Annotated in this window: 15 protein-coding genes; 4 read left to right on the top strand and 11 right to left on the bottom strand. The window is 65.3% G+C overall.

What is annotated here, in order from left to right:
- Positions 1-3: 3 nt before the first annotated feature.
- From VFG49_RS11125 to VFG49_RS11095, 7 genes are all read right to left on the bottom strand, one after another.
- A complete protein-coding gene (locus tag VFG49_RS11125) occupies positions 4-1239 on the bottom strand; it encodes a hypothetical protein (RefSeq protein WP_324860430.1) in 1236 nt (411 codons plus the stop codon).
- Between the two features lie 184 nt (positions 1240-1423).
- Positions 1424-3187 (bottom strand): DUF885 domain-containing protein, encoded by a 1764-nt coding sequence (locus VFG49_RS11120; protein WP_324860500.1) that lies wholly within the window; start codon positions 3185-3187, stop codon positions 1424-1426.
- 182 nt (positions 3188-3369) lie between these two features.
- Positions 3370-4077, bottom strand: coding sequence for a YafY family protein (locus VFG49_RS11115; protein WP_324860428.1), 708 nt, complete (start codon positions 4075-4077; stop codon positions 3370-3372).
- A gap of 211 nt (positions 4078-4288) precedes the next feature.
- Positions 4289-4918: a glutathione S-transferase family protein gene (locus tag VFG49_RS11110; RefSeq protein WP_324860426.1), complete on the bottom strand. Its 630-nt coding sequence runs from the start codon at positions 4916-4918 to the stop codon at positions 4289-4291.
- Between the two features lie 15 nt (positions 4919-4933).
- Positions 4934-5338, bottom strand: a complete 405-nt coding sequence (locus VFG49_RS11105; protein ID WP_324860424.1) for a GFA family protein — start codon at positions 5336-5338, stop codon at positions 4934-4936.
- Complete coding sequence (locus VFG49_RS11100) at positions 5335-5535, bottom strand: hypothetical protein (RefSeq protein WP_324860422.1); 201 nt, start codon at positions 5533-5535, stop codon at positions 5335-5337. The genes VFG49_RS11105 and VFG49_RS11100 overlap by 4 nt, the downstream gene beginning before the upstream one ends.
- Before the next feature lie 15 nt (positions 5536-5550).
- Entirely contained in the window at positions 5551-6168 is a 618-nt protein-coding gene (locus VFG49_RS11095) for a DJ-1/PfpI family protein (RefSeq protein ID WP_324860420.1), read from the bottom strand.
- Between the two features lie 337 nt (positions 6169-6505).
- Between VFG49_RS11095 and VFG49_RS11090 the strand changes: the two genes are divergently transcribed.
- From VFG49_RS11090 to VFG49_RS11080, 3 genes are all read left to right on the top strand, one after another.
- Entirely contained in the window at positions 6506-7519 is a 1014-nt protein-coding gene (locus VFG49_RS11090) for a class 1 fructose-bisphosphatase (protein WP_324860418.1), read from the top strand.
- Positions 7520-7719: 200 nt separating this feature from the next.
- Positions 7720-8646: a patatin-like phospholipase family protein gene (locus VFG49_RS11085; protein WP_324860416.1), complete on the top strand. Its 927-nt coding sequence runs from the start codon at positions 7720-7722 to the stop codon at positions 8644-8646.
- A 141-nt stretch (positions 8647-8787) separates the two neighbouring features.
- The gene (locus VFG49_RS11080) at positions 8788-10818 is read left to right on the top strand and encodes a S9 family peptidase (RefSeq protein ID WP_324860414.1); all 2031 of its coding nucleotides are present in this window, start codon (positions 8788-8790) and stop codon (positions 10816-10818) included.
- 358 nt (positions 10819-11176) lie between these two features.
- Here VFG49_RS11080 and VFG49_RS11075 read toward each other — a convergent pair whose 3' ends face one another.
- The 4 genes from VFG49_RS11075 to VFG49_RS11060 form a co-directional block, all read right to left on the bottom strand.
- On the bottom strand, positions 11177-12268 hold the full coding sequence (locus VFG49_RS11075) for a PA0069 family radical SAM protein (protein ID WP_324860412.1): 1092 nt from the start codon (positions 12266-12268) through the stop codon (positions 11177-11179).
- Positions 12269-12298: 30 nt separating this feature from the next.
- Positions 12299-14524 (bottom strand): hypothetical protein, encoded by a 2226-nt coding sequence (locus VFG49_RS11070; protein WP_324860410.1) that lies wholly within the window; start codon positions 14522-14524, stop codon positions 12299-12301.
- 225 nt (positions 14525-14749) lie between these two features.
- Positions 14750-16408, bottom strand: a complete 1659-nt coding sequence (locus tag VFG49_RS11065) for an MFS transporter (protein ID WP_324860409.1) — start codon at positions 16406-16408, stop codon at positions 14750-14752.
- 175 nt (positions 16409-16583) lie between these two features.
- A complete protein-coding gene (locus tag VFG49_RS11060; RefSeq protein WP_324860407.1) occupies positions 16584-18080 on the bottom strand; it encodes an alanine-zipper protein in 1497 nt (498 codons plus the stop codon).
- 218 nt (positions 18081-18298) lie between these two features.
- Between VFG49_RS11060 and acs the strand changes: the two genes are divergently transcribed.
- The gene (acs, locus tag VFG49_RS11055; RefSeq protein ID WP_324860405.1) at positions 18299-20239 is read left to right on the top strand and encodes an acetate--CoA ligase; all 1941 of its coding nucleotides are present in this window, start codon (positions 18299-18301) and stop codon (positions 20237-20239) included.
- Positions 20240-20261 lie beyond the last annotated feature (22 nt).

Raw genomic sequence — 20261 nt, 5'->3', positions numbered from 1 at the left:
GACTCAGGCGCGGCAGCTACCCAGTTGCATCCAGCGTAGTCCGAACTTGCCAGGATGCAGGCGCACGCAAACGGCGTCGCCCTTGTTCACCGCATCGAAATAGCTGCGCGATACCGTGATGCTGTCTTCGTGGATGGTGTCGTTCCATGGCGCCAGGTACACCTCGTAGGTGGTGCTCTTGCCGTGGCTGACATGCTTGCCGGAGATGGACGTCTGGAAGACCTGCGCGGGGGCCTCGTCCCACATCGTGTCGACGATGGCAAGCAGCCCGACGCCGTAGGCGGCCACGAAGGGCAGCATGACAAGGGGAAGTACCCAAGGCTTCTTGGATGCGGGCGTGGACGTCTTGGGCGTCAGGACGACGGCCAGGCACAATGGCAATCCCAGTACGGCGCCCCACAGGAACAGCGGCTGGAGATCGACGATATGGACGTCCAATAGCGCGCGCAACGCCAACACCATCGGCGGCATGATCAACAACACAGCGACGTTCGGACGCACATCGCTTTGCTTGCCATCAAGCTGGTACAGGTTCGGCTTGGCCCACGAAAGCACGATCGCCACCCACGGCAGCACCGCGGCACACGCGACCACGGCGGCATAGGGCTGCGGATACATGAAGCTCCAGGCCAGCAGGATCATCGGCAGCAGGTTGAGTACCTTGCCCATCTTCTTGGCTTTTTCCAGCGTCGCCAGTCGCTCCTGCGCGTTGCTGCCCAAGGTGACGTCCCGCTCGACCATCGCGAGCGTCGCCACGCGTTCCTTTTCATCCAGGTCGGGCAAGTCGTCGAACCACGCATTGAAACGGTCATCGAGGCCAAACGTCGAGCGGGCAATCTGCATGGGCGCACCCTGCTTCGGCACGATCAGCGGATAGACCGCATTTCGTCCGCGCATCAGCCGGCGGCCCTCGATGCCTGCCCGTTCCAGGCGTCGCGAGCCGAAAGCCTTGCGGATCTCGATGGCGTTCGCCTCCAGCGTCACGCTGGCGTTGCTCGCGTAAGCGAAGGCATAAACCGGGATGGCCAGCAGGCACATCGCCATGAAGGCCAGGAACGCGGTGGCGAGTCCATCGGAGTGGCCCGTCTGCAGCAGGTAGAGCAGGCCGATGCCCATGGCGCCGAACAGCACGCCCAGGAATCCGCAAGCCACCTTCTGGCCGGTGGTGACCCGATAAACCAGCGGATAGCGAATGTCCCGCTGCCAGTCCTTGCCCAGTACGCCTTGCATGTCACTCATGACGTCGTTTCCCCCTGAAACGGTGCGCGGTGATGGTGATGAAGCTTGGTGAGTCGTGCAGGGCGCGGGCATCTGCGTTTCACCGCGCGTGTCCGGTGCGCCATGGCATGCGGAATGCAGCGAGCGCCCTCTCGTGGTTCCCCAGGGCCACTCGCCCTGGAGGAGAGAGGAAAAATGCGACGGGTTACGGCGCTTTCTGCCTGGCGCAATCACACCCGAAATCCGGCGCCGGGCCGCCATCGGCGATGAAGCGGTCGATGCGCTTTTCCAGCACCGGCAGCGGCACGGAACCCAGCTGCAGGATGGTGTCGTGGAAGTGGCGGATATCGAACTTGGTTCCCAAGGCCTGTTCTGCCTTCTGGCGCAGCTCCAGCATTTTCAGGTAGCCCAGCTCATAGGACAGTGCCTGGCCTGGCCAGCTGATGTAGCGGTCGACTTCGTTGGCGATTTCGCGGTCGGACAACGCGGTGTTCTGCGTCATGAAATCGATCGCCTGCTGGCGCGTCCAACCGAGGTGATGGATGCCGGTGTCGACGACGAGACGACACGCACGCCACATCTGGTAGGTGAGATAACCGAAGCGGTCGTAGGGCGTCTTGTAGATGCCCATCTCGTTGCCGAGGTATTCGGAATACAGGCCCCAGCCTTCACCGAACGCGGAGATGTAGCCCTCGCGGCGGAACGCCGGCTGGCCCTTCTGCTCTGCCGCCAGCGCCAGCTGCAGCGAGTGGCCGGGTGCCGATTCGTGCAGGGTCAGCGCGGGCATGTTGTAGAGCGGGCGCGACGGCAGGTCGTACGTGTTGACCAGGTAACTCGACGCGCCGCCGCGGCCCGAGGTGTAGTACGGCGCAATGTCGGCCGGCACCGGCACGATGGCGAAGCGCTGGCGCGGCAGGCGGCCGAATTCCTTGCCCAGTTGCGCGTCCACCTGTTTGGCCACCCAGGCGGTGCGCATCAGCAGTTCATCAGGCGTCTTGGCGTAGAACTGCGGATCGGTGCGCAGGAAATGCAGGAAATCGGCGAAGCTTCCCTTGAAGCCCGTCTCCTGCATGGTCTTGACCATCTCGGCGTGGATCTTCGCCACCTGGTCCTCGCCCACCTTGTGGATGGTGTCGGGATCGAGATCGAGCGTGGTGTATTCGATGATCTGCTGGCGATACCACGCCTTGCCGTCCGGCATCGCTTCGGCCGCCAGCGTGGTACGTGCCTTGGGCATGTATTCGTTGCGGAAGAACGTGAGCAGGGTACCGTAGGCCGGAATCACCTTGCTGCGGATCACCTGCTTTGCCTCGTCCTGCAGCTTCGCCGCTTCGGCCGGCGCGATCGAGGTCGGCATCTTCTCGAATGGCTTGTAGAAGCTGCTCTTGGTGGGATCTTTCAGTTCCGCCACCGAGGCGATCGACACGTCGCGTCCGTTGAGCACTTCGCGCGGCACGCTGAAACCACGCGCGAGGCCATCGCGCATATTGTCGATCTGCTGGTTGAAGTACGACGGCACCTGGCCAAGTCGGTCGAGGTAACGGCGATAGTCCTGCGCGGTATGCAGGTTGTCACCTTCGAGCACGTAGCCCAGATCGCTCCAGAACGCCGAGTCGCTGTTGAACGGCATCTGCCACTGCTTGAACGTCTGCACGGCGAGCAGGTTCTGGATCTGTGCGCGGTAGATCGCGTAGTTGACCTGGTCTTCGGCCGACAGCTGCTTCACTTCGACGCCGTCGAGATCCTTCAGCACCTTCTGCCAGTAATCCTGCCGCTTCTGCTGGCTGGCGGCGTCGACGTTGTCCAGTCGGCCGCTGTTGGGCTGCGCCTCGCCGGAGGAGGCGATGCCGGACTGGTCGTTGCGCCAGGACCATTCCTGGTCGTAGATCTGCTTGAAGCGGGCGGCGGCGTCCTGTGTAGCCCAGGCGGGCGCAGCGAGGGCGAGGGCGGCTGTCGCCAGCCAGGTCATGCGGAAGGTATGGGTCACAGCGGATTTCCCTTGGCCGAGATGATGCGGGCACGAGTGCCAACCCGACATCCTCGGCGGTTCCCTGCCCCCGCGCCTGTGGCGAAAGCTGGGTCGCGTCGGGAGGCAAAGCCGCCTGGCACCTGCTTCCATCCTGCCATGACCGGTGCGGCCACGGAAAACGCTCAGCTTTCCATGCCTTCGTAATAGCCGCGCATGGCCTGCAGATAGGCGTCGAGATCGCGACCCTGCTCGCTACCGAAACGTTCGCCGGTAATGGTGCAGTGGCGGATGCGGTCAGGGCGGAAATTGCGGAAACCCACGCGTAACCGGCACCAGGTGCCCAGCGTCCACGCACCGCCCCAGAACGCCAGGCACAGCGGTTCCACCTCGCGCGCGCTCTCGCGTCCCGTTTCGTCGGCGTATTCCAGCCGCAGCACCTGGTTGTCGGTGATGGCCGCATTGAGGCGGTCGATCAACGCGGCGAAGTCGGTCTTGGTCTGGTCGCGCCAGATCGGCGCATAGATGCGCGTACGCGTGGCGCGATCGCGCAGTTCGGGCGGCAGCACGGCTTCGATCTTCAGCAAGGCCGCCTGTGCGCTTTCGGCCAGCTTTTGCCCGGCGAAGGCGCGTACGAAGCGCGTGCCGACCACCAGCGATTCGAGTTCGTCGGCGGTGAACATCAGCGGCGGGATGTCCGAACCCTTGCGCAGCAGATAGCCCACGCCGGCTTCGCCTTCGATGGGAACGCCGGAAAGCTGCAGATCGGCGACGTCGCGATAAACCGTGCGCAGCGAGACGCCGAGCGTGCCCGCAAGCTGGCGCGCCTGCAGCGCGGTGCGACGGCCGCGCAAGGCATGGATGATGAGGAAGAGCCGGTCGGCGCGACGCATCGGCAGATGATCGCCGAGCCCGGCGCCAGGAGCCAGCGCCGGGAGTCACGGTTCGGCGTGCTTACGCCAACGACGTCGTGCCGCGCGCCTGGTTCGCCGCCGCGAAGGCATAGATCAAGTGAGACGAGGCCGGTTCGTCCCATGAAAAGGCACTGGACCCCGGCTTTCGCCGGGGTAACAGGCGCGAAACCCGAAGGCGGCAGACGATGGCTCACGCCGCCTGAGCAGCCGCCAGTTCGGCATCGAGTTCTGCGGCACGTTGCATGGCCGGGCGCGAGGCAATGCGCTCGATATAGGCCGTGATCACCGGCAGTTCCGGCACCAGCTTGAACAGGGTGGTCCAACGCAATGCCGTGCCCCACAGGACGTCGAGCGCGCTGAAACGCTCGCCCAGCATGTAGGGCCCGCGCTCCAGCTGCGCCACCAGCGTGTTGAACATGGTGTCCCAGTCGCCGTACGGGCACGTCGAAGGTTGGGCCGGGTCGCGCTTCATCGAGCGATCGACCAGTGCAGGCTCGAAGCAGGAACCGTAGAACACCATCCAGCGCAGGTACGGGCCACGCAACGGATCGCCGATGGCAGGCGCCAGCCCCTTTTCCGGATAGAGATCCGCCAGGTACAGGTACACGGCGGGCTGCTCGGTGATGAGCGCATCGTGGTGCCAGATGGCGGGTACCTTGCCCATCGGATTGACGTCCCTATAGCCGGGCTGACGCTGTTCGTTGTGTCGGAGGTTGAGCACCTGCAGGTCGTATTCGACGCCCAGTTCCTCAAGCAACGCACGCGTGCCGGCGGAGCGGCTGTTGGGCGCGTGGTAGAAGGTGACGCGTGAGGTGGCCATGGCGTGGGTCTCCATTCAGAGATAGCTGGTGATGGCGGGAGCGTTCCACCAGTTGTTGTCGCGGCCATCGGAATAGCGCACGGGCGCGGCGGCCCATTCCTCGTCGCTGGCGTCATCCAGGCAGGCAAGATTCGCCGACAGGAATGCCCCGCCGATCTGCTCCACATAGCCGCGATGGAACGAGTGCACGCCGCAGTGCCGGCAGAACAGGTTGTGCGTGCTCTGGGTGTTGAACTGGTAGTCCGCCAGCGCGTCTTCGCCACTGATCAGGCGGAACGTGTCCGGCTTGGCCATGGCGCCCCAGAAGCGCAGCTTGCGGCAGATGGAACAGTTGCAGCGGCCGGTGCCGGAGGCGAGGTCCAGCTCGGCTTCGAAGCGCACCGCCCCGCAATGGCAGCTGCCGTGATAAACGCGGCTCATGGCGTGGCTCCGCGCAGCGGCTTGCACGCGATCACCGTGGGCAGGCGCTCGGACTTCGCTTCCGGCGCCGGCGTGTCCGCCCGCTTGCCCGTCGTTGCCGGGTTGCTGGCAGGCAACTTGTACTGGCCATCCATCAGCAGGCCACGCAGGTAGAGCGGCCGGTAGGCCATCAAAATCTTTCCGATCGGGAACGGCATGACAGGCTCCTTTCGTCAGGCCGCCACGGCGGTGGCGGCGTCGCTGGCGCACCACGGCGGCGGCAGGGCGTGCTTGAACAGGCGATACCAGTGCTCGCGGTCGCTGGGGCTGTACAGATCGAGCGTGTGGATCACTTCGCGGGCGAATTCCACGCAACCGAGCTGGCTGGCGGTGATCACGCCGCCGTCGCTGACCGCGAGCACGTTGGGGTCGTACTGATCGGCACCCGCATACGCGCGCACATGGGTGCCGATGTGGCCGGGCCAGCTGCCGGTATGACGGCAGGCATCCAGCAGTCCGGCCCGGGCCAGCACCAGCACGCCACTATCGATGGCAGCGACCGGTGCGCCGGCGGCATGGACGCGGCGTGCGGCATCCACCGCTTCGTCGCCGTGGCCGTGTTCCCACAGATAGCCGCCGGGCACGATCAGCAGCGCCGCGCGCTGCAGGTCCAGCTCCTCCAGGGTCAATTCGGGCACCACGCGCAACCCGCCCATGGAAAGCGCCGGCTGCATGGAAAAACCTACTGTCCTCAACTGCCATTCGCCCGGCCGCCGGATCTCGCAGAGCGCATGCGCCGCATGCCAGTCCGCGAAACCATCGAACGCCAGGAAATACACCGTGTCGCGCATGAGAATCCCTCCTTCTGACAGGACGCAGTGTGGGGACCCCCTGCTGCCAGCGTGTTGTCAGCAGGCACCGCGCGCGATCAACTGTAGGAGCGCACCCAATGCGCGATCGGACGGCACGGCGGCGAACCGCTGGGTTCCTGCGACAGCCGGCTGCTGAGGTACTCCATGACGCTCGGTCGCGCACTGGGTGCACTCCTACAGAAGAGCCTAAGGTTGCGCCACTGGTTCGCCGGAAAAGGTTTTCACGACACATAGATGAGCCCACTGGTCACATATTGAGCTGACAAGGAGCAGGGGCAGCCGGGACAATAGGTGTCCCTTCCCTTGCGGGTTCGCCATGAAGTCCATCTCGCTGATCCAGTTCCTGATCGAGGAACGCCGCGCCGGCCGCGTCAACGCCGAGCTTTCCCTGCTGATCGAGGTGGTCGCCCGCGCCTGCAAGCGCATTGCGGTGGCCACCAACAAGGGCGCCCTCGGCGGCGTGCTGGGCGAGGCGGGCACCGGCAATATCCAGGGCGAGGCGCAGAAGAAGCTGGACGTGATCTCCAACGAGATCCTGCTGGAAGCCAACGCCTGGGGCGGTCAGCTCGCCGCCTGCGCGTCGGAGGAGATGGAAGATCCGCAGCCGATCCCCGACATGTATCCCAAGGGCCATCACCTGCTGCTGTTCGATCCGCTCGATGGCAGCTCCAACATCGACGTGAATATCTCGGTCGGCACGATCTTCTCGATCCTGCGCTGCCCCGATGGCGTTACCGAGCCCAAGGCCGAGCATTTCCTGCAGGCCGGCACCACCCAACTGGCCGCCGGCTACGTGGTGTATGGCCCGGCCACGGTGATGGTGTTGACCTTCGGCCACGGGACGCACGAATTCACGCTGGACCGCGAAGTGGGCAGCTTCGTGCTCAGCCGCCGCGACATCCGCATTCCGGACGAGACCGCCGAGTTCGCCATCAACATGTCCAACCAGCGCCACTGGGAAGCGCCGATGCAACGCTACATCGGCGAGCTGCTGGCCGGTCGCGACGGCCCGCGCGGCAAGGACTTCAACATGCGCTGGGTGGCCTCGATGGTGGCCGACGTGCATCGCATCATCACGCGCGGCGGCGTGTTCTTCTATCCGCTGGACGCCAAGATCAAGTCCAAGGGCGGCAAACTGCGCCTGATGTACGAAGCCAATCCGATGGCCTTCATCATCGAGCAGGCTGGGGGCGCCGCCACCACCGGCCGCGAGCGCATCATGGAACTGCAGCCCACCGGGCTGCACCAGCGCGTGCCGGTCTTCCTCGGTTCGAAGAAGGAAGTGGAAGTGGCCACGCATTACCACGTGGAGGCGGACGCGGCAGCGTGACCGGGACGGGGGAGCTGGCCTTTCCATAGCCGCGCCCTCACTGTCATCCCTGCGAAGGCAGGGATGACGGCAAGAATGCTGAGCGACGCCCAACAAGCGCCCCGCACCGACAGCACACCGCCCTTCGGCGGCCTTACACTCGCGCGCCAGTCACCGCCTCGTACAAGGCGGTGACACCCCAACCCAACGCGCCACAAGCCATGTCCGCGACACGCCGCTATCGCCTGCTGTTTCCCCTGTTCGCCAGCCTGGTGCTGTGCGCCTGCTTCGGCGGCACCAAGCCCACGCCGCCGCCCGCGCCCATCGCGCCGCCACCGGTGGTGAAGCTGCGCATTGGCCTGGCGCTTGGCGGTGGCGCGGCCAAGGGCTTCGCGCACATCGGCGTGATCAAGATGCTGGAGGCCAACGGCATCCGTCCGGATGTGGTGTCGGGCACCAGCGCGGGCAGCGTGGTGGGCGCGCTGTATGCCAGCGGCATGGACGCATTCCAGATGCAGGAAACCGCCTTCTCGCTGGATGAGAGCAGCATTCGCGACGTGCGCCTGTTCTCCGGCGGCATGGTGCAGGGCCAGAAGCTGCAGGACTACGTGAACCAGCTGGTGAAGAACCGCCCGCTGGACAAGCTCGACAAGCCCTTCGCGGTGGTGTCCACCCAGTTGGAAACGGGCCAGCGCACGGTGTTCGTGCGCGGCAATACCGGCCAGGCGGTGCGAGCGTCCAGCAGCGTCCCCGGCGTGTTCGAGCCGGTGGAGATCAACGGCAAGCATTTCGTCGACGGTGGCGTGGTGAGCCCGGTGCCGGTCGATGCCGCGCGCCAGCTCGGCGCCGACGTGGTGATCGCGGTGGATATTTCCAGCAAGGCCAATGGCAGCAACCCGCAGGGCATGATCAACATCGTCGGCCAGTCGATCAGCATCATGGGCCAGAAGCTTGGCGAGCAGGAGCTGGCACGCGCCGACATCGTGATACGCCCCAAGGTGAACCAGATCGGCCCCGCCGATTTCGAGCAGAAGAACCAGGCCATCATGGAAGGCGAGCGCTCCGCGCTGGCGGCGATGCCGGCGATCAAGGCCAAGATCGCGCAGATCCAGGCCGCGCGGCAGCAACAGGCGATCGCCGCGCACTGATTGCACATGCGCTGGAGCGCACGCTACGACGGCGCAAAATCTTGAGCGCGCCCCGGCCGTGGCATGACTTATGGACGGCTGCCTACACGCGATGGAAACGACCTGTTAGCGTTTACGCTTTCCACCGCAACAGGCACGTCCATGCCCCAGCCCGCTCGTCTTCTCCTGCCAGTGCTCATTGCCGCGCTGGCGCCCGCCGCCTTTGCCGCGCCCGCAGCGGTCGATCCACGCATCGAGCAGTTGCTCGCCGACCTCGGCAAGGTGCGCCAGATCGATTCGGTGCAGATCTCGCCCGACGGCACGCAGCTCGCCTGGGTGATCCGCACCGAAGGCAAGGATGGCATCGAGGTGGCGAAGGTTGACGGCAGCGACGTGCATCGCGTCAGCGACGACAAACCGGGCACGTGCAGCTCCGGCGAAATCGCCTGGTCGCCGGATTCGCGCCACCTCGCCTTCGTTTCCAACTGTGCGAGCGGCGGCAAGCAGAAGGACCTGTTCGTGGTGGACACCTCGGCCAAGGCGGCGCCCCGGCGGCTCGCCGAGCTGCCGGGCATGTCCGATGGCCTGAACTGGTCGCCGGACGGCAAGTCGCTGGGTTTCCTCTACGTGCCCAACGGCACCCGCCGCGCCAGCGCCGTCTATGCGGCCAAACCGGCCGCGGGCGAAATCGGCGTGGACGGCGTGGAAGTGCAGCGCGTGGCGAGCGTCGATGCCGGCGGTGGCGCCGTGCACCTGCTCACCGACGCCAACACGTATGCGTACGAGTTCAGCTGGTCGCCGGATGGCAAGCGCATCGCTTACGTGGGCGCGCCGCCGCCGGGCGACAACAACTGGTGGGTAGCCAAGCTCTACGTGCAGGACGCCAGGGCCGAGGCCAAGGCGACCATGGTGCTCGACCCGACCACGGTGAAGGGTTCGCTGCACGGCCTGCAGATGGCGCTGCCGCGTTTCTCGCCGGATGGCCAGCGCATCGCCTTCATCGGCGGCCTGATGAGCGACCAGGGCTCCACCGGCGGCGACATCTACGCGGTGTCCAGCCGCGGTGGCGACCCGGTCAACCTGACGCCCGACACCACGGTGACGCCGGTATGGTTCACCTGGACCGCCAACGCCAACATGCTGGTGTCGCAGGTGAGCAACGGCCAGAGCGAGATGGCCGAGTATGCCGTTACCGGCAACAAGGCCGCGCCGTCCGCCACGCTGTTCACGCTGCCGGCGAGCCTGCATGACGGCACGGCCTCGATGGCCGTGTCGCTGTCGGCGAACCAGACCCGAGTCGCCTTCATCCAGAGCTCGTTCGACACCGCGCCCGAAGTGCATGCTGGCGAACTCGGCAAGACGCCGCCGCCCGCCGTCACGCACCTCAACACTGGCCTCAAGCCTGGCTGGGGCAAGACCGAGTCGGTGGAGTGGGACAACGAAGGCCACCACGTGCAGGGCTGGCTGCTGTATCCGGCCAACTACGATCCGAAGAAGTCGTATCCGATGATCGTCACCGTGCACGGCGGTCCGTCGGCGGCGGTGATTCCGCGCTGGCCGGGCGTGGGCTTCGGCGGCGTGCCGTTCTCTGCGCTGGGCTATTTCGTGTTCATGCCCAACCCGCGCGGCAGCTTCGGCCAGGGCGAAGCCTATGTGCAGGCCAACCGCAAGGATTTCGGCTACGGCGACCTGCGCGACATCCTCGCCGGCATCGACGCCATCGAGAAGACACTGCCGGTGGACGACCATCGCCTCGGCCTCACTGGCTGGAGCTACGGCGGCTTCATGAGCATGTTCGTGCCCACGCAGACGCAGCGCTTCCGCGCCGTGGTAGCGGGCGCCGGCATCAGCAACTGGCAGAGCTATTACGGCCAGAACCTGATCGACCAATGGATGCTGCCGTTCTTCGGCGCTTCCGTGTACGACGATCCGTCGGTGTACGCCAAGAGCTCGGCGATCAACTTCATCAAGCAGGTGAAGACGCCCACGCTCGTCGTGGTTGGCGATCGCGACGCGGAATGCCCGGCGCCGCAGTCGTTCGAGTTCTGGCATGCGCTGCGCGCGCAGGGCGTGCCGACTTCGCTGGTGGTGTATCCGAACGAAGGCCACCATTTCGTCGATCCGGACCACCAGCGCGATGTGCTGCAGCGCGCGCTGATGTGGTTCGACAAGTACCTGCCGGCGAAGGGCTGAACCGCTTCCCGCCGTAAAAGAACCAGGCCGCCGGTGGAAACATCGGCGGCTTTTTCTTGCGGCCGGTCAGCGCTTCGTCCTGCAGCAGCGCGCCTACGCGGAAGCGGCAGAAGAACTTGGCGATGGCCGTGACGTTGGTGTTGAGGTCGCTCATGGCTTTCTGCTCGGCCGCGGCGTCATGGGCCGTACTGGCATCCGTAAGCGCCTTCACGCCGCCCCAGTGGCGGCAAGCAACTGCAGGGGCTGCTTGCCCGCAGGCTTGCCATAGAAGCCGGCCACGGGCTGGGCCTGGCTCATTTCGCGCAATGGACTCATGTGTAAAGGCCACACGCCAATGCTTTAGCGGCACGCTAAGGGTTCAGAACAGCTGACCCTGCGGCGACGGCTTGCGCGGCGGCACGAACTTGCTGGTGTCCAGCGACAGCTCGCGGGCGCGGCCGAAGTGGTGCTTGCGGCAGGCCACGTCGAAGCGGCGCCGGATGAGTTCGGCAAAGACGCCCTGACCGCGCATCCGCATGGTGAAGTCGCTGTCGTAGTCGCGGCCGCCGTGCATCTGCTGTACCAGACTCATCACGTGCGCCGCGCGCTGCGGTACATGCAGCGCCAGCCACTCGCGGAACAAGGCCTTCAGTTCGTAAGGCAGGCGCAGCGTGGTGTAACCAGCGCAGCGTGCGCCGGCATCGGCGGCCTGCTCCAACACGGCTTCGAGATCGCGATCATTGAGCGCGGGAATGATCGGCGCCACCAGCACGCCGACGGGCACGCCCGCGTCGGCCAGTGCGCGGATCGTTTTGATGCGCCGGTGCGGCGCGCTGGCGCGCGGCTCCAGTTTCGCCGCCAGCTGGTTGTCGAGCGAACCGATCGAGACGAACACCTGCACCAGGTTGTCGCGTGCCATCGGCGCGAGTATGTCCAGGTCGCGTTCCACCATCGCGTTCTTGGTGACGATGGTGCACGGATGCCGACATTCGGCCAACACTTCCAGCGCGGCGCGCGCAAGTTTCCAGCGACGCTCGATCGGCTGGTAAGGATCGGTGTTGCTGCCGATGTTGATCGGACTCACCTGGTAGCCAGGACGCGCCAGCTCATGCCGCAGTACTTCGGCGAGGTTGCTCTTCGCGCGCAGCTTGGTTTCGAAGTCCAGGCCGGGCGACAGGTTGAGATAGCTGTGCGAGGGCCGTGCGAAGCAATAGATGCAGCCATGCTCGCAGCCGCGGTAGGGATTGAGCGCCTGGTTGAAGTGGATGTCCGGCGAATCGTTGCGCGTGATGACGCTGCGCGCGCGTTCTTCGGTTACTTCCGTGCGTGGGCGCGGCGCGGCGTCGTCCAGCAGCAGGCTTTGCCAACCGTCGTCCTCGGCATGATGTCGGATCGACTCGAAGCGCCCTTCCGGATTGGAAGCGGCGCCCCGACCCTTCAGGGCCTGCGGCGGGATGAACGTGTCGGTCATGCCGGCGAGTGTGCACCCGGCAGATCTCAGTCAACGCGACACATCCGGTTCGGCGGGCGTCAGCTGGGCGCGCAGCGCTTCGGTCATCGCGTCCAGTGGGTAGCCCTGTTCGAGCTGCCGGCCCATTTCGGTGAATACCGGTGCCGAAATGGTCCACCCTAGCGGAATGGGGTAGTCACCCGGGCAAAGACGGAAGTGCCACAGCATGTCGCCTTGCGCCGGATCGTTGTCGTCGGGCTTCAATGCATTGAGCAGCTGCACGCGCGCGTACTCCCCGCGCGCGCTGCGTGTATCAAGCAAGGCAGCAAGTGGCGCCGACGCCTCGCCACGCACGGTGTCACGCACCACGCCCGGCACTGGCGGACATGCGGCGGAATACAGCGGCATCGGGTGATCGCGGTCGTGCCGATCGATGAAGTCGCTCATCTGCGGATCGTTGCTGATGTGGATGACGATGAAGCGCAGTGACTTTCCCTGCTGCCGCGCATGCGCGCGCAACAGTCGCATCACCTCCAGCAGCGTGGTGGTGCCGGAGTTCTCGAAGTAGCCGCCATCCACCAGTTGCAGTCGCGCCGGCACCGGCGGATTCGCGGCGCGCGATTCCAGCGTACCGGCCGGGCTCACGTAGGTGAAGCGCGCGCTGTTGAGCACCGCTTCGCTCAAGGGCACGCGCGGGTCGAGCCAGCTTGAACCATCGAAACCCGCCGTCCACGGTTGCCGCTGCGGCGTGGCCATCGGCTGGAACGGATGCTGGATGAAACGCTTGCCTTCATTCACCGTCGTGCTGTTGAGGAACAGCGCAGGCACGGCCGGCGGCGTCGCCGCCGACGATGCGTAGAGCGCGGCGAACGGCTGCGCGAAGGCGTCCACGCCTTGCTTGCGCGCCGCCGATTCCCACGCACGGGTCAACGCTCGTGCGCGATCGTTCATCCACGCGCCCGGCAGCCAACGCTGCGTGAAGTCGACGAAGAACGTGTTGGCCAAGGTCGGTGCGAGAAAGTCGTGTCTCAGCAAGGCCTGTGTGCGCGCTTCCAACGCTGCGGTCGGTGCGCCGGCCGGTTGTGCCAGCAACGCGACATAAGCCGCAAGGCCCAGGCTTCCGCCCGATACGCCGCTGCCGGCGAACAGGTAGCGTGCAAACTGCGGCGAGTGATCGGGCTGCAGCGCATCGAGGCGCGCGGTGAGTCGCGCAAGTACCAGCGCTGACCATGCCGCGCCGCGGATGCCGCCGCCCTCGGCCGACACGAGGATCACCGGACAACGCGTGAAGCCCGCACAGCGACTCGCCAGCCAGGCATCCGTGTAGGCATCGAAGCTGGGACGCGTGTCCGCCGGTGGCGGCCGCGGGTGCTCGTGCGTGCTCATGTCGGGGTACTGGCGCACACGATGGTTGTCGTTCAGGTGCAGCCAGTGCAGTGTCGCGCTCAGCAGGAGCATCGCCGTAAGCAGCGGCAGTCCGCGCCGGTCACCCACCATGCACAACAGGCCGCCGCTGAAGCACAGGAACCCTGCGGCGATCAGCAGGATGGCCAGCGGTCCGATGCCGTCGAATGCCTCGGGACGCAGCGCGATCACCACGGTCGCCAGTACGTTCAGAAGCACCGCGGCGACATACAGGCTGCACGGCACGACGCCTAGATCACGCACGCGCCAGACGCGCTCTTCCAGTGATGGCTTGCGGCTTGGCGGCCGTACCGAGGCCACATGCCGCGACAGCGCCATCCACATGCGACGGCGCGTCACGAAGAAGGTGATGAGCAGCAACGACTCGATCGCCAGGCCTGCCGCGCGCCAGCTGCGCTGCTGGCAAGGCGCGGTGTCGCCACACGGACCGTGCGCAAGCGCCAGCAGCGCAAATACATAACCCAGGCATACCAGCAGCGGCACGGCGGCGCCAAGCACACGCGGTAGCCAGTCACGCAAGGCGGCACCGCTTTCGTCCTGCAGCGCAGGCCAGCGTGGATAGCGCACGCGATAAGCGTTACGCGCGGCATACCAGATCGCCAGACCCGCCAGCGCGCTGCTGGCCAACAGGGCGAGATAACGCCGCGCGCTCGGATCGGTCCACAACGCGATGAGAAAGAGTTCGGCAGCCTGGTCCACGCCGACGGCAACACCCGCCGCCACCGCCAGTATCAACAGCGAGACGCGCACGGGCTTGAGGTGATCCAGCAGCAACGCGATCCATCCCAGCATGCTGCGCCAGCGGCGACGCAACCGTGGCGTTGGCCTGGTCGTACGCTCTCGGGTCGTCATGCGCTTCCCGTGGATCGCAGGGGTGGGCGTATCTTAGAGCCGTGAGTGATTGAGATTTCGTGTAGGAGCGCGCACGGACGTGGCATGCACGATCGCGCAACCCTCATCGACCAAAGTCGTGCCGACATGCCGCTGTCGCGCACAGGGTGCGCTCCCACAGCGGTCGTGCGAAACAGAAAGGGCGCGGCAGTGCTGCCGCGCCCTTCGTCATGCATCGCTGCGCGATCAGTGGCGGATATCGACGTCCTTGGTTTCGCGCAGGAACAGCAGGCCGATGAAGAACGTGGCGATCGCCACGATGATCGGATACCACAGGCCGTAGTAGATATCGCCCTTCCACGCCACCAGCATGAAGCCGATGGTGGGCACGAAGCCGCCGAACCAGCCGTTGCCGATGTGATACGGCAAGCTCATCGAGGTATAGCGGATGCGCGTGGGGAACATCTCCACCAGCCACGCGGCGATGGGGCCGTAGACCATGGTGACGTAGATGACGAGGATGGCCAGCAGCACGATCAGCATCACGTTGTTGGTCTGTTCCGGATTGGCCTTTTCCGGATAGCCGGCGGTCTTCAGCGCGGCGCCAAGCTGCGTGCCGAATGCCTTGCCCTGGTCGGCGAAAGCCTTGCTGTCGATCGTCCCGCCTTCGAACGAGCTGATGGTGGTGTCGCCGATCTTCACTTCGGCAATCGCGCCGCGTTCAGCGGCCACGTTCTGATAGGGAATGCCCTTCTTCGCCAGCGCACTCTTGGCCACGTCGCAGGAACTGGTGAACTTGGTCTTGCCCACCGGATCGAACTGGAAGCTGCACGCCTGCGGGTCGGCCACCACCTTCACCGGCGACGTGGCCGCGGCCTGTTCGATGGCCGGATTGCCGTAGTGCGTAAGGCCCTTGAAGATCGGGAAGTAGGTGAGCGCCGCCAGCAGGCAACCCGCCAGCACGATGGGCTTGCGGCCCACGCGGTCGGACAGCCAGCCGAAGAACACGAAGAACGGCGTGCCGATGACCAGTGCTGCGGCAATCAGCAGGTTCGCCGTGGTGCCGTCTATCTTCAGGCTCTGCGTGAGGAAGTACAGCGCATAAAACTGGCCCGTGTACCACACGACGGCCTGACCGGCGGTGGCGCCGAGCAGCGCGAGGATCACCAGCTTGAGGTTCTTCCACTGGCCGAAGGCTTCCGTCAGCGGCGCCTTGGACTGCTTGCCCTCGGCCTTCATCTGCTGGAACACCGGCGACTCGGACAGTTGCATGCGGATGTATACCGACACGATCAGCAGCAGCGAGGAGATCAGGAACGGAATGCGCCAGCCCCAGGCCTCGAACGGCTCGGTGCCCATCCCCAAGCGCGTACCGAGGATCACCAGCAGCGACAGGAACAGGCCGAACGTCGCAGTGATCTGGATGAAGCTGGTGTACAGGCCACGCTTGCCCTGCGGCGCGTGTTCGGCCACATAGGTGGCCGCACCGCCGTACTCGCCACCGAGCGCGAGGCCTTGCAACAGGCGCAGTGCGATGAGAATGGTGGGCGCCGCCACGCCGATGCTGGTGTAGCCAGGCAACACGCCGACCAGGAAGGTCGACAGGCCCATGATCACGATGGTGATGAGGAAGGTGTACTTGCGGCCGATCATGTCGCCCAGACGGCCAAACACGATGGCGCCAAACGGACGCACCGCGAAGCCCGCGGCAAACGCCAGCAGCGCGAAGATGAACTGGCTCGTCTCGTTGAGGCCGCTGAAGAAGTGCTTGCCGATCAGCGCGGCGAGCGAGCCGTAAAGATAGAAGTCATACCACTCGAATACCGTGCCAAGACTGGACGCCAGGATGACGCGGCGATGGTTGGTGTCGAGCGATCCGCGTGTGTCGACTGCGGTCGTAGCCATGATGAAAGCCCTCGGTAAACGGTTCGGTCGGGAGTTGGATGGGAAAACGCAGGGTGCGACGGACCGGAGCGGCCAAGCCGCCCTCGCTCTCTCTCCGCTGTCGGGTAAGGGCAAATCCGTAAGCCCGTTCCCGGCCGATCAGGCGGCGATGCCTCCGCACCGCCGCCGTGAGACATCAGAACTTGTACAGACCGTTCAAGCTGACCTGGTTGCCGTTGATGTTTCGGCGTTCGCCTTCAGCACCGGTCTGGTAACGCAGCTTGTCGTATATCCATTCCACGCCAAGTTCGTACGCGCCCGAGGCGTACTGCAGGCTCAGGGCGGACTGCTGGTCACGCAGCAAGCCGTTGGCGGTGGCGCTGCTGCCGATTACCCAGCGCCGCACGTCGGTCTGGCTGGGATTGGCCTGCGAGTAGAACGCGTTGACGCTCCACTTCGGCGTGAAGTTGTAACCCGCCTGCACGAAACCGCCAGCCTCGCTGATGTCGCCGAACTGCGACATCGCACCGAAGATCTGTCCCAGCGCGTTGCCCGTGTAGATCAGCCCCTTGAACGTCCACGGACCCGGCTTCCACTGGCCGCCCAGCTCGTAGCCGTAGCTGTCGATGTTGTCCTTGATGGGCGTGGCGAACGAACCATTCACGCCCCTGAGGTTGAGCGAGGAATAGTGGGCCACGAAATAGGCGAGCCAGTCCTTGTCCGCCACGCGCAGGCGCGCTTCGATCTGCGGACGGAAGTTGGCGTTGCCCGCAGTCAGGTAGTTGATCGTGTTGGTGCCACCGGACGGGTTCGGACCGTTCCAGTTACCCGAGAACGCAGCGATGTCCAGGCGCCACTTGGCGCCGTTGGAACCGTGGTTGAGATCCTGCATCCACACCACGCCCGGGTAGCGCCAGCCCACGAAGCCCGAGCCGAAGCCCAGCGGGAAAGCGATGTGCGAGAGCGAGGTGGGCGTGTTGTCCAGCGGGAACATCAGGTTCCACTGCTGGCCGATACGGATGGTGGTACCGGAATTGACATTGGCGATATCCATGTACGCCTGGCGCAGGCGCGGCGTGGGTTGCTGCTGTGCGTACGCGCCGGTGCCGTTGAAGCCACCGAAGAAGTCCATCTCGATGCGTCCGCCGCCGCCCCAGTTCTCATTGAACTTGGCACCGGTGAAGTCGAGCCAGAAGCGCGTATTGCGCACGTCCACGCCGCTGAGCGAACCCTTGTTGGCGGCGGCCGGCACCGCGGGAATTTCCGCGTTCTGGCCATTGCCGTAGGTGAAGGTCTTGTCCTGTCCGAACGCACTGGCACTGATGAAGCCATGCAGCGCCACGTTCAGGCCTGGCGCGCTGGAGAACACCGGCTTGCCATTGGGCACCACCGCTTCGACCTTGGTGGATGTCGCCTGCGCGGTGGTCGCCGCCTGCGTAGCCGTAGCCTGCGCCTGCTGCGCCGTCTGCGCCGCCTGCGTGGTGGCCTGCTTCTGTTCCTGGATCATGGCCTTCAACTCGGCCAGTTCCTGTTCCAGCTGGTTCACGCGTTGCTCGAGCTGTTGCTCGTGCGTGCTGCTCTTTCCCGTGCTCTTCGTCGTGCTTTGTGCGTGCACCCCGAGTGGCAGTGCCAGCGCGCAGGCGATACTGATCGCCAGCAGCCGGCTGCCCCGGGCGGTGGTAGGAAATGTCATGGCAGGCCTCCCCAGGTCGATGACCGGCCCGAGCATGTCCATGCTGCAACGCGGTCGCCTATTCCCCATTGGTCGAACCTCGACCAAAGTCGAAAGCGCGCGGCAACGTAAGGATCACCGCCCAACCGCTACACTCGGTCGCTACCGCCGGCCATGGTGCGCTGCGGCAACATTCAACGCATGAGGAGGCCGGCGAGACCGGCCGCAGGAGCCCCACGATGACCAAGCTCTACCCCGTCAAGCCCGATTTCGCCGCCAACGCCCGCATTCGCAAGGACGATTACGAGCGGCTTTACGCCGAATCGGTGAAGGACCCGGCGGGCTTCTGGGGCAAGGTGGGCGAGCGCCTGCAATGGACGAAGGCGCCGACGAAGATCAAGAACGTCTCCTTCGATCCCCATGACCTGCATATCCGCTGGTACGAGGACGGCGAGCTCAATGTCGCGGCCAACTGCCTCGACCGCCACCTGGCCGAGCGTGGCGACAAGACGGCCATCATCTTCGAAGGCGACGACCCGAACGAGTCGCGCCACATCACCTACAAGGAACTGCACGCGGAAGTGTGCAAGTTCGCCAACACGCTCAAGCACCTTGGCGTCAGCAAGGGCGACCGTGTGGCCATCTATATGCCGATGGTGCCGGAAGCCGCGGTGGCCATGCTGGCCTGCGCGCGCATCGGCGCCGTGCATTCCGTGGTGTTCGGCGGTTTCTCGCCCGACTCGCTGGCCGGCCGCATCGCCGACTCCGCCTGCAAGGTGGTGGTGACCGCCGACGAAGGCGTGCGCGGCGGCAAGAAGATTCCGCTGAAGGCCAATGTGGATGCCGCCCTGGAACGCCCGGGCACCAACAGCGTGGAGACCGTGATCGTGGTGCGCCGTACCGGCAGCGCCGTGCCGATGCAGTCGCCGCGCGATCGCTATTACCACACGCTGATGGACGGCCAATCGGCCGATTGCCCGCCGACGCCGGTGGATGCCGAGCATCCACTGTTCATCCTCTACACGTCCGGTTCCACCGGCAAGCCGAAGGGCGTGCTGCACACCTCGGGTGGCTATCTCGTCTATGCCAGCTACACGCACGAGCTGGTGTTCGACCTGCGCGAGGACGATGTGTACTGGTGCACCGCCGATGTGGGCTGGGTCACCGGGCACAGCTATGTGGTGTATGGGCCGCTTGCCAATGGCGCCACCACGGTGATGTTCGACGGCGTGCCCAACTATCCGGACACCAGCCGCTTCTGGAACGTGATCGACAAGCACAAGGTCACGCTGTTCTACACCGCGCCCACCGCCATCCGTGCCTTGATGCGCGAAGGCGAAGGCCCGGTGAAGAAGGCCTCGCGCGCCTCGCTGCGCCTGCTCGGTTCGGTGGGTGAGCCGATCAATCCGGAAGCGTGGGAGTGGTACTACCGCGTGGTCGGCGACGAGCGTTGCCCGATCGTTGATACCTGGTGGCAGACGGAAACGGGCGGCATCCTGATCACGCCGCTGGCCGGCGCCATCGACGCGAAGCCCGGTTCGGCGACCAAGCCTTTCTTCGGCATCATCCCCGCCGTAGTTGACGCCTCCGGCACCGTGCTGGAAGGCGCCACCGAAGGCAACTTGGTGATCACCGATTCCTGGCCGGGCCAGATGCGCACGGTGTACGGCGACCACCAACGTTTCATCGACACCTATTTCAGCGCGTATCCGGGCAACTACTTCACCGGCGACGGCGTGCGCCGCGACGAGGACGGCTACTACTGGATCACCGGTCGCGTCGACGACGTGATCAACGTGAGCGGCCACCGCATCGGCACCGCCGAAGTGGAAAGTGCGCTGGTCTCGCATCCCAAGGTGGCCGAAGCCGCCGTGGTTGGCGCGCCGCACGACATCAAGGGCCAGGGCATCTACGCCTTTGTCACGCTGATCGCCGGCGAGAACGGTAGCGAGGAGTTGCGCAAGGAACTCGTCGCGTGGGTGCGCAAGGAGATCGGACCCATCGCCACGCCGGATTTCCTGCAGTGGGCGCCCGGTCTGCCCAAGACACGTTCGGGCAAGATCATGCGCCGCATCTTGCGCAAGATCGGCGAGAACCAGCCGGATCAGCTCGGCGATATTTCCACGCTGGCCGATCCGGGTGTGGTGAAGAACCTGGTGGATGAGCGCCTGATCAAATGACGAGGAGTGAGTGAAGAGGAGT

The organism is Dyella sp. (genome assembly GCF_035685885.1).
Taxonomy (GTDB): domain Bacteria; phylum Pseudomonadota; class Gammaproteobacteria; order Xanthomonadales; family Rhodanobacteraceae; genus Dyella.
This window is presented reverse-complemented; position numbering and strand designations above follow the sequence as displayed.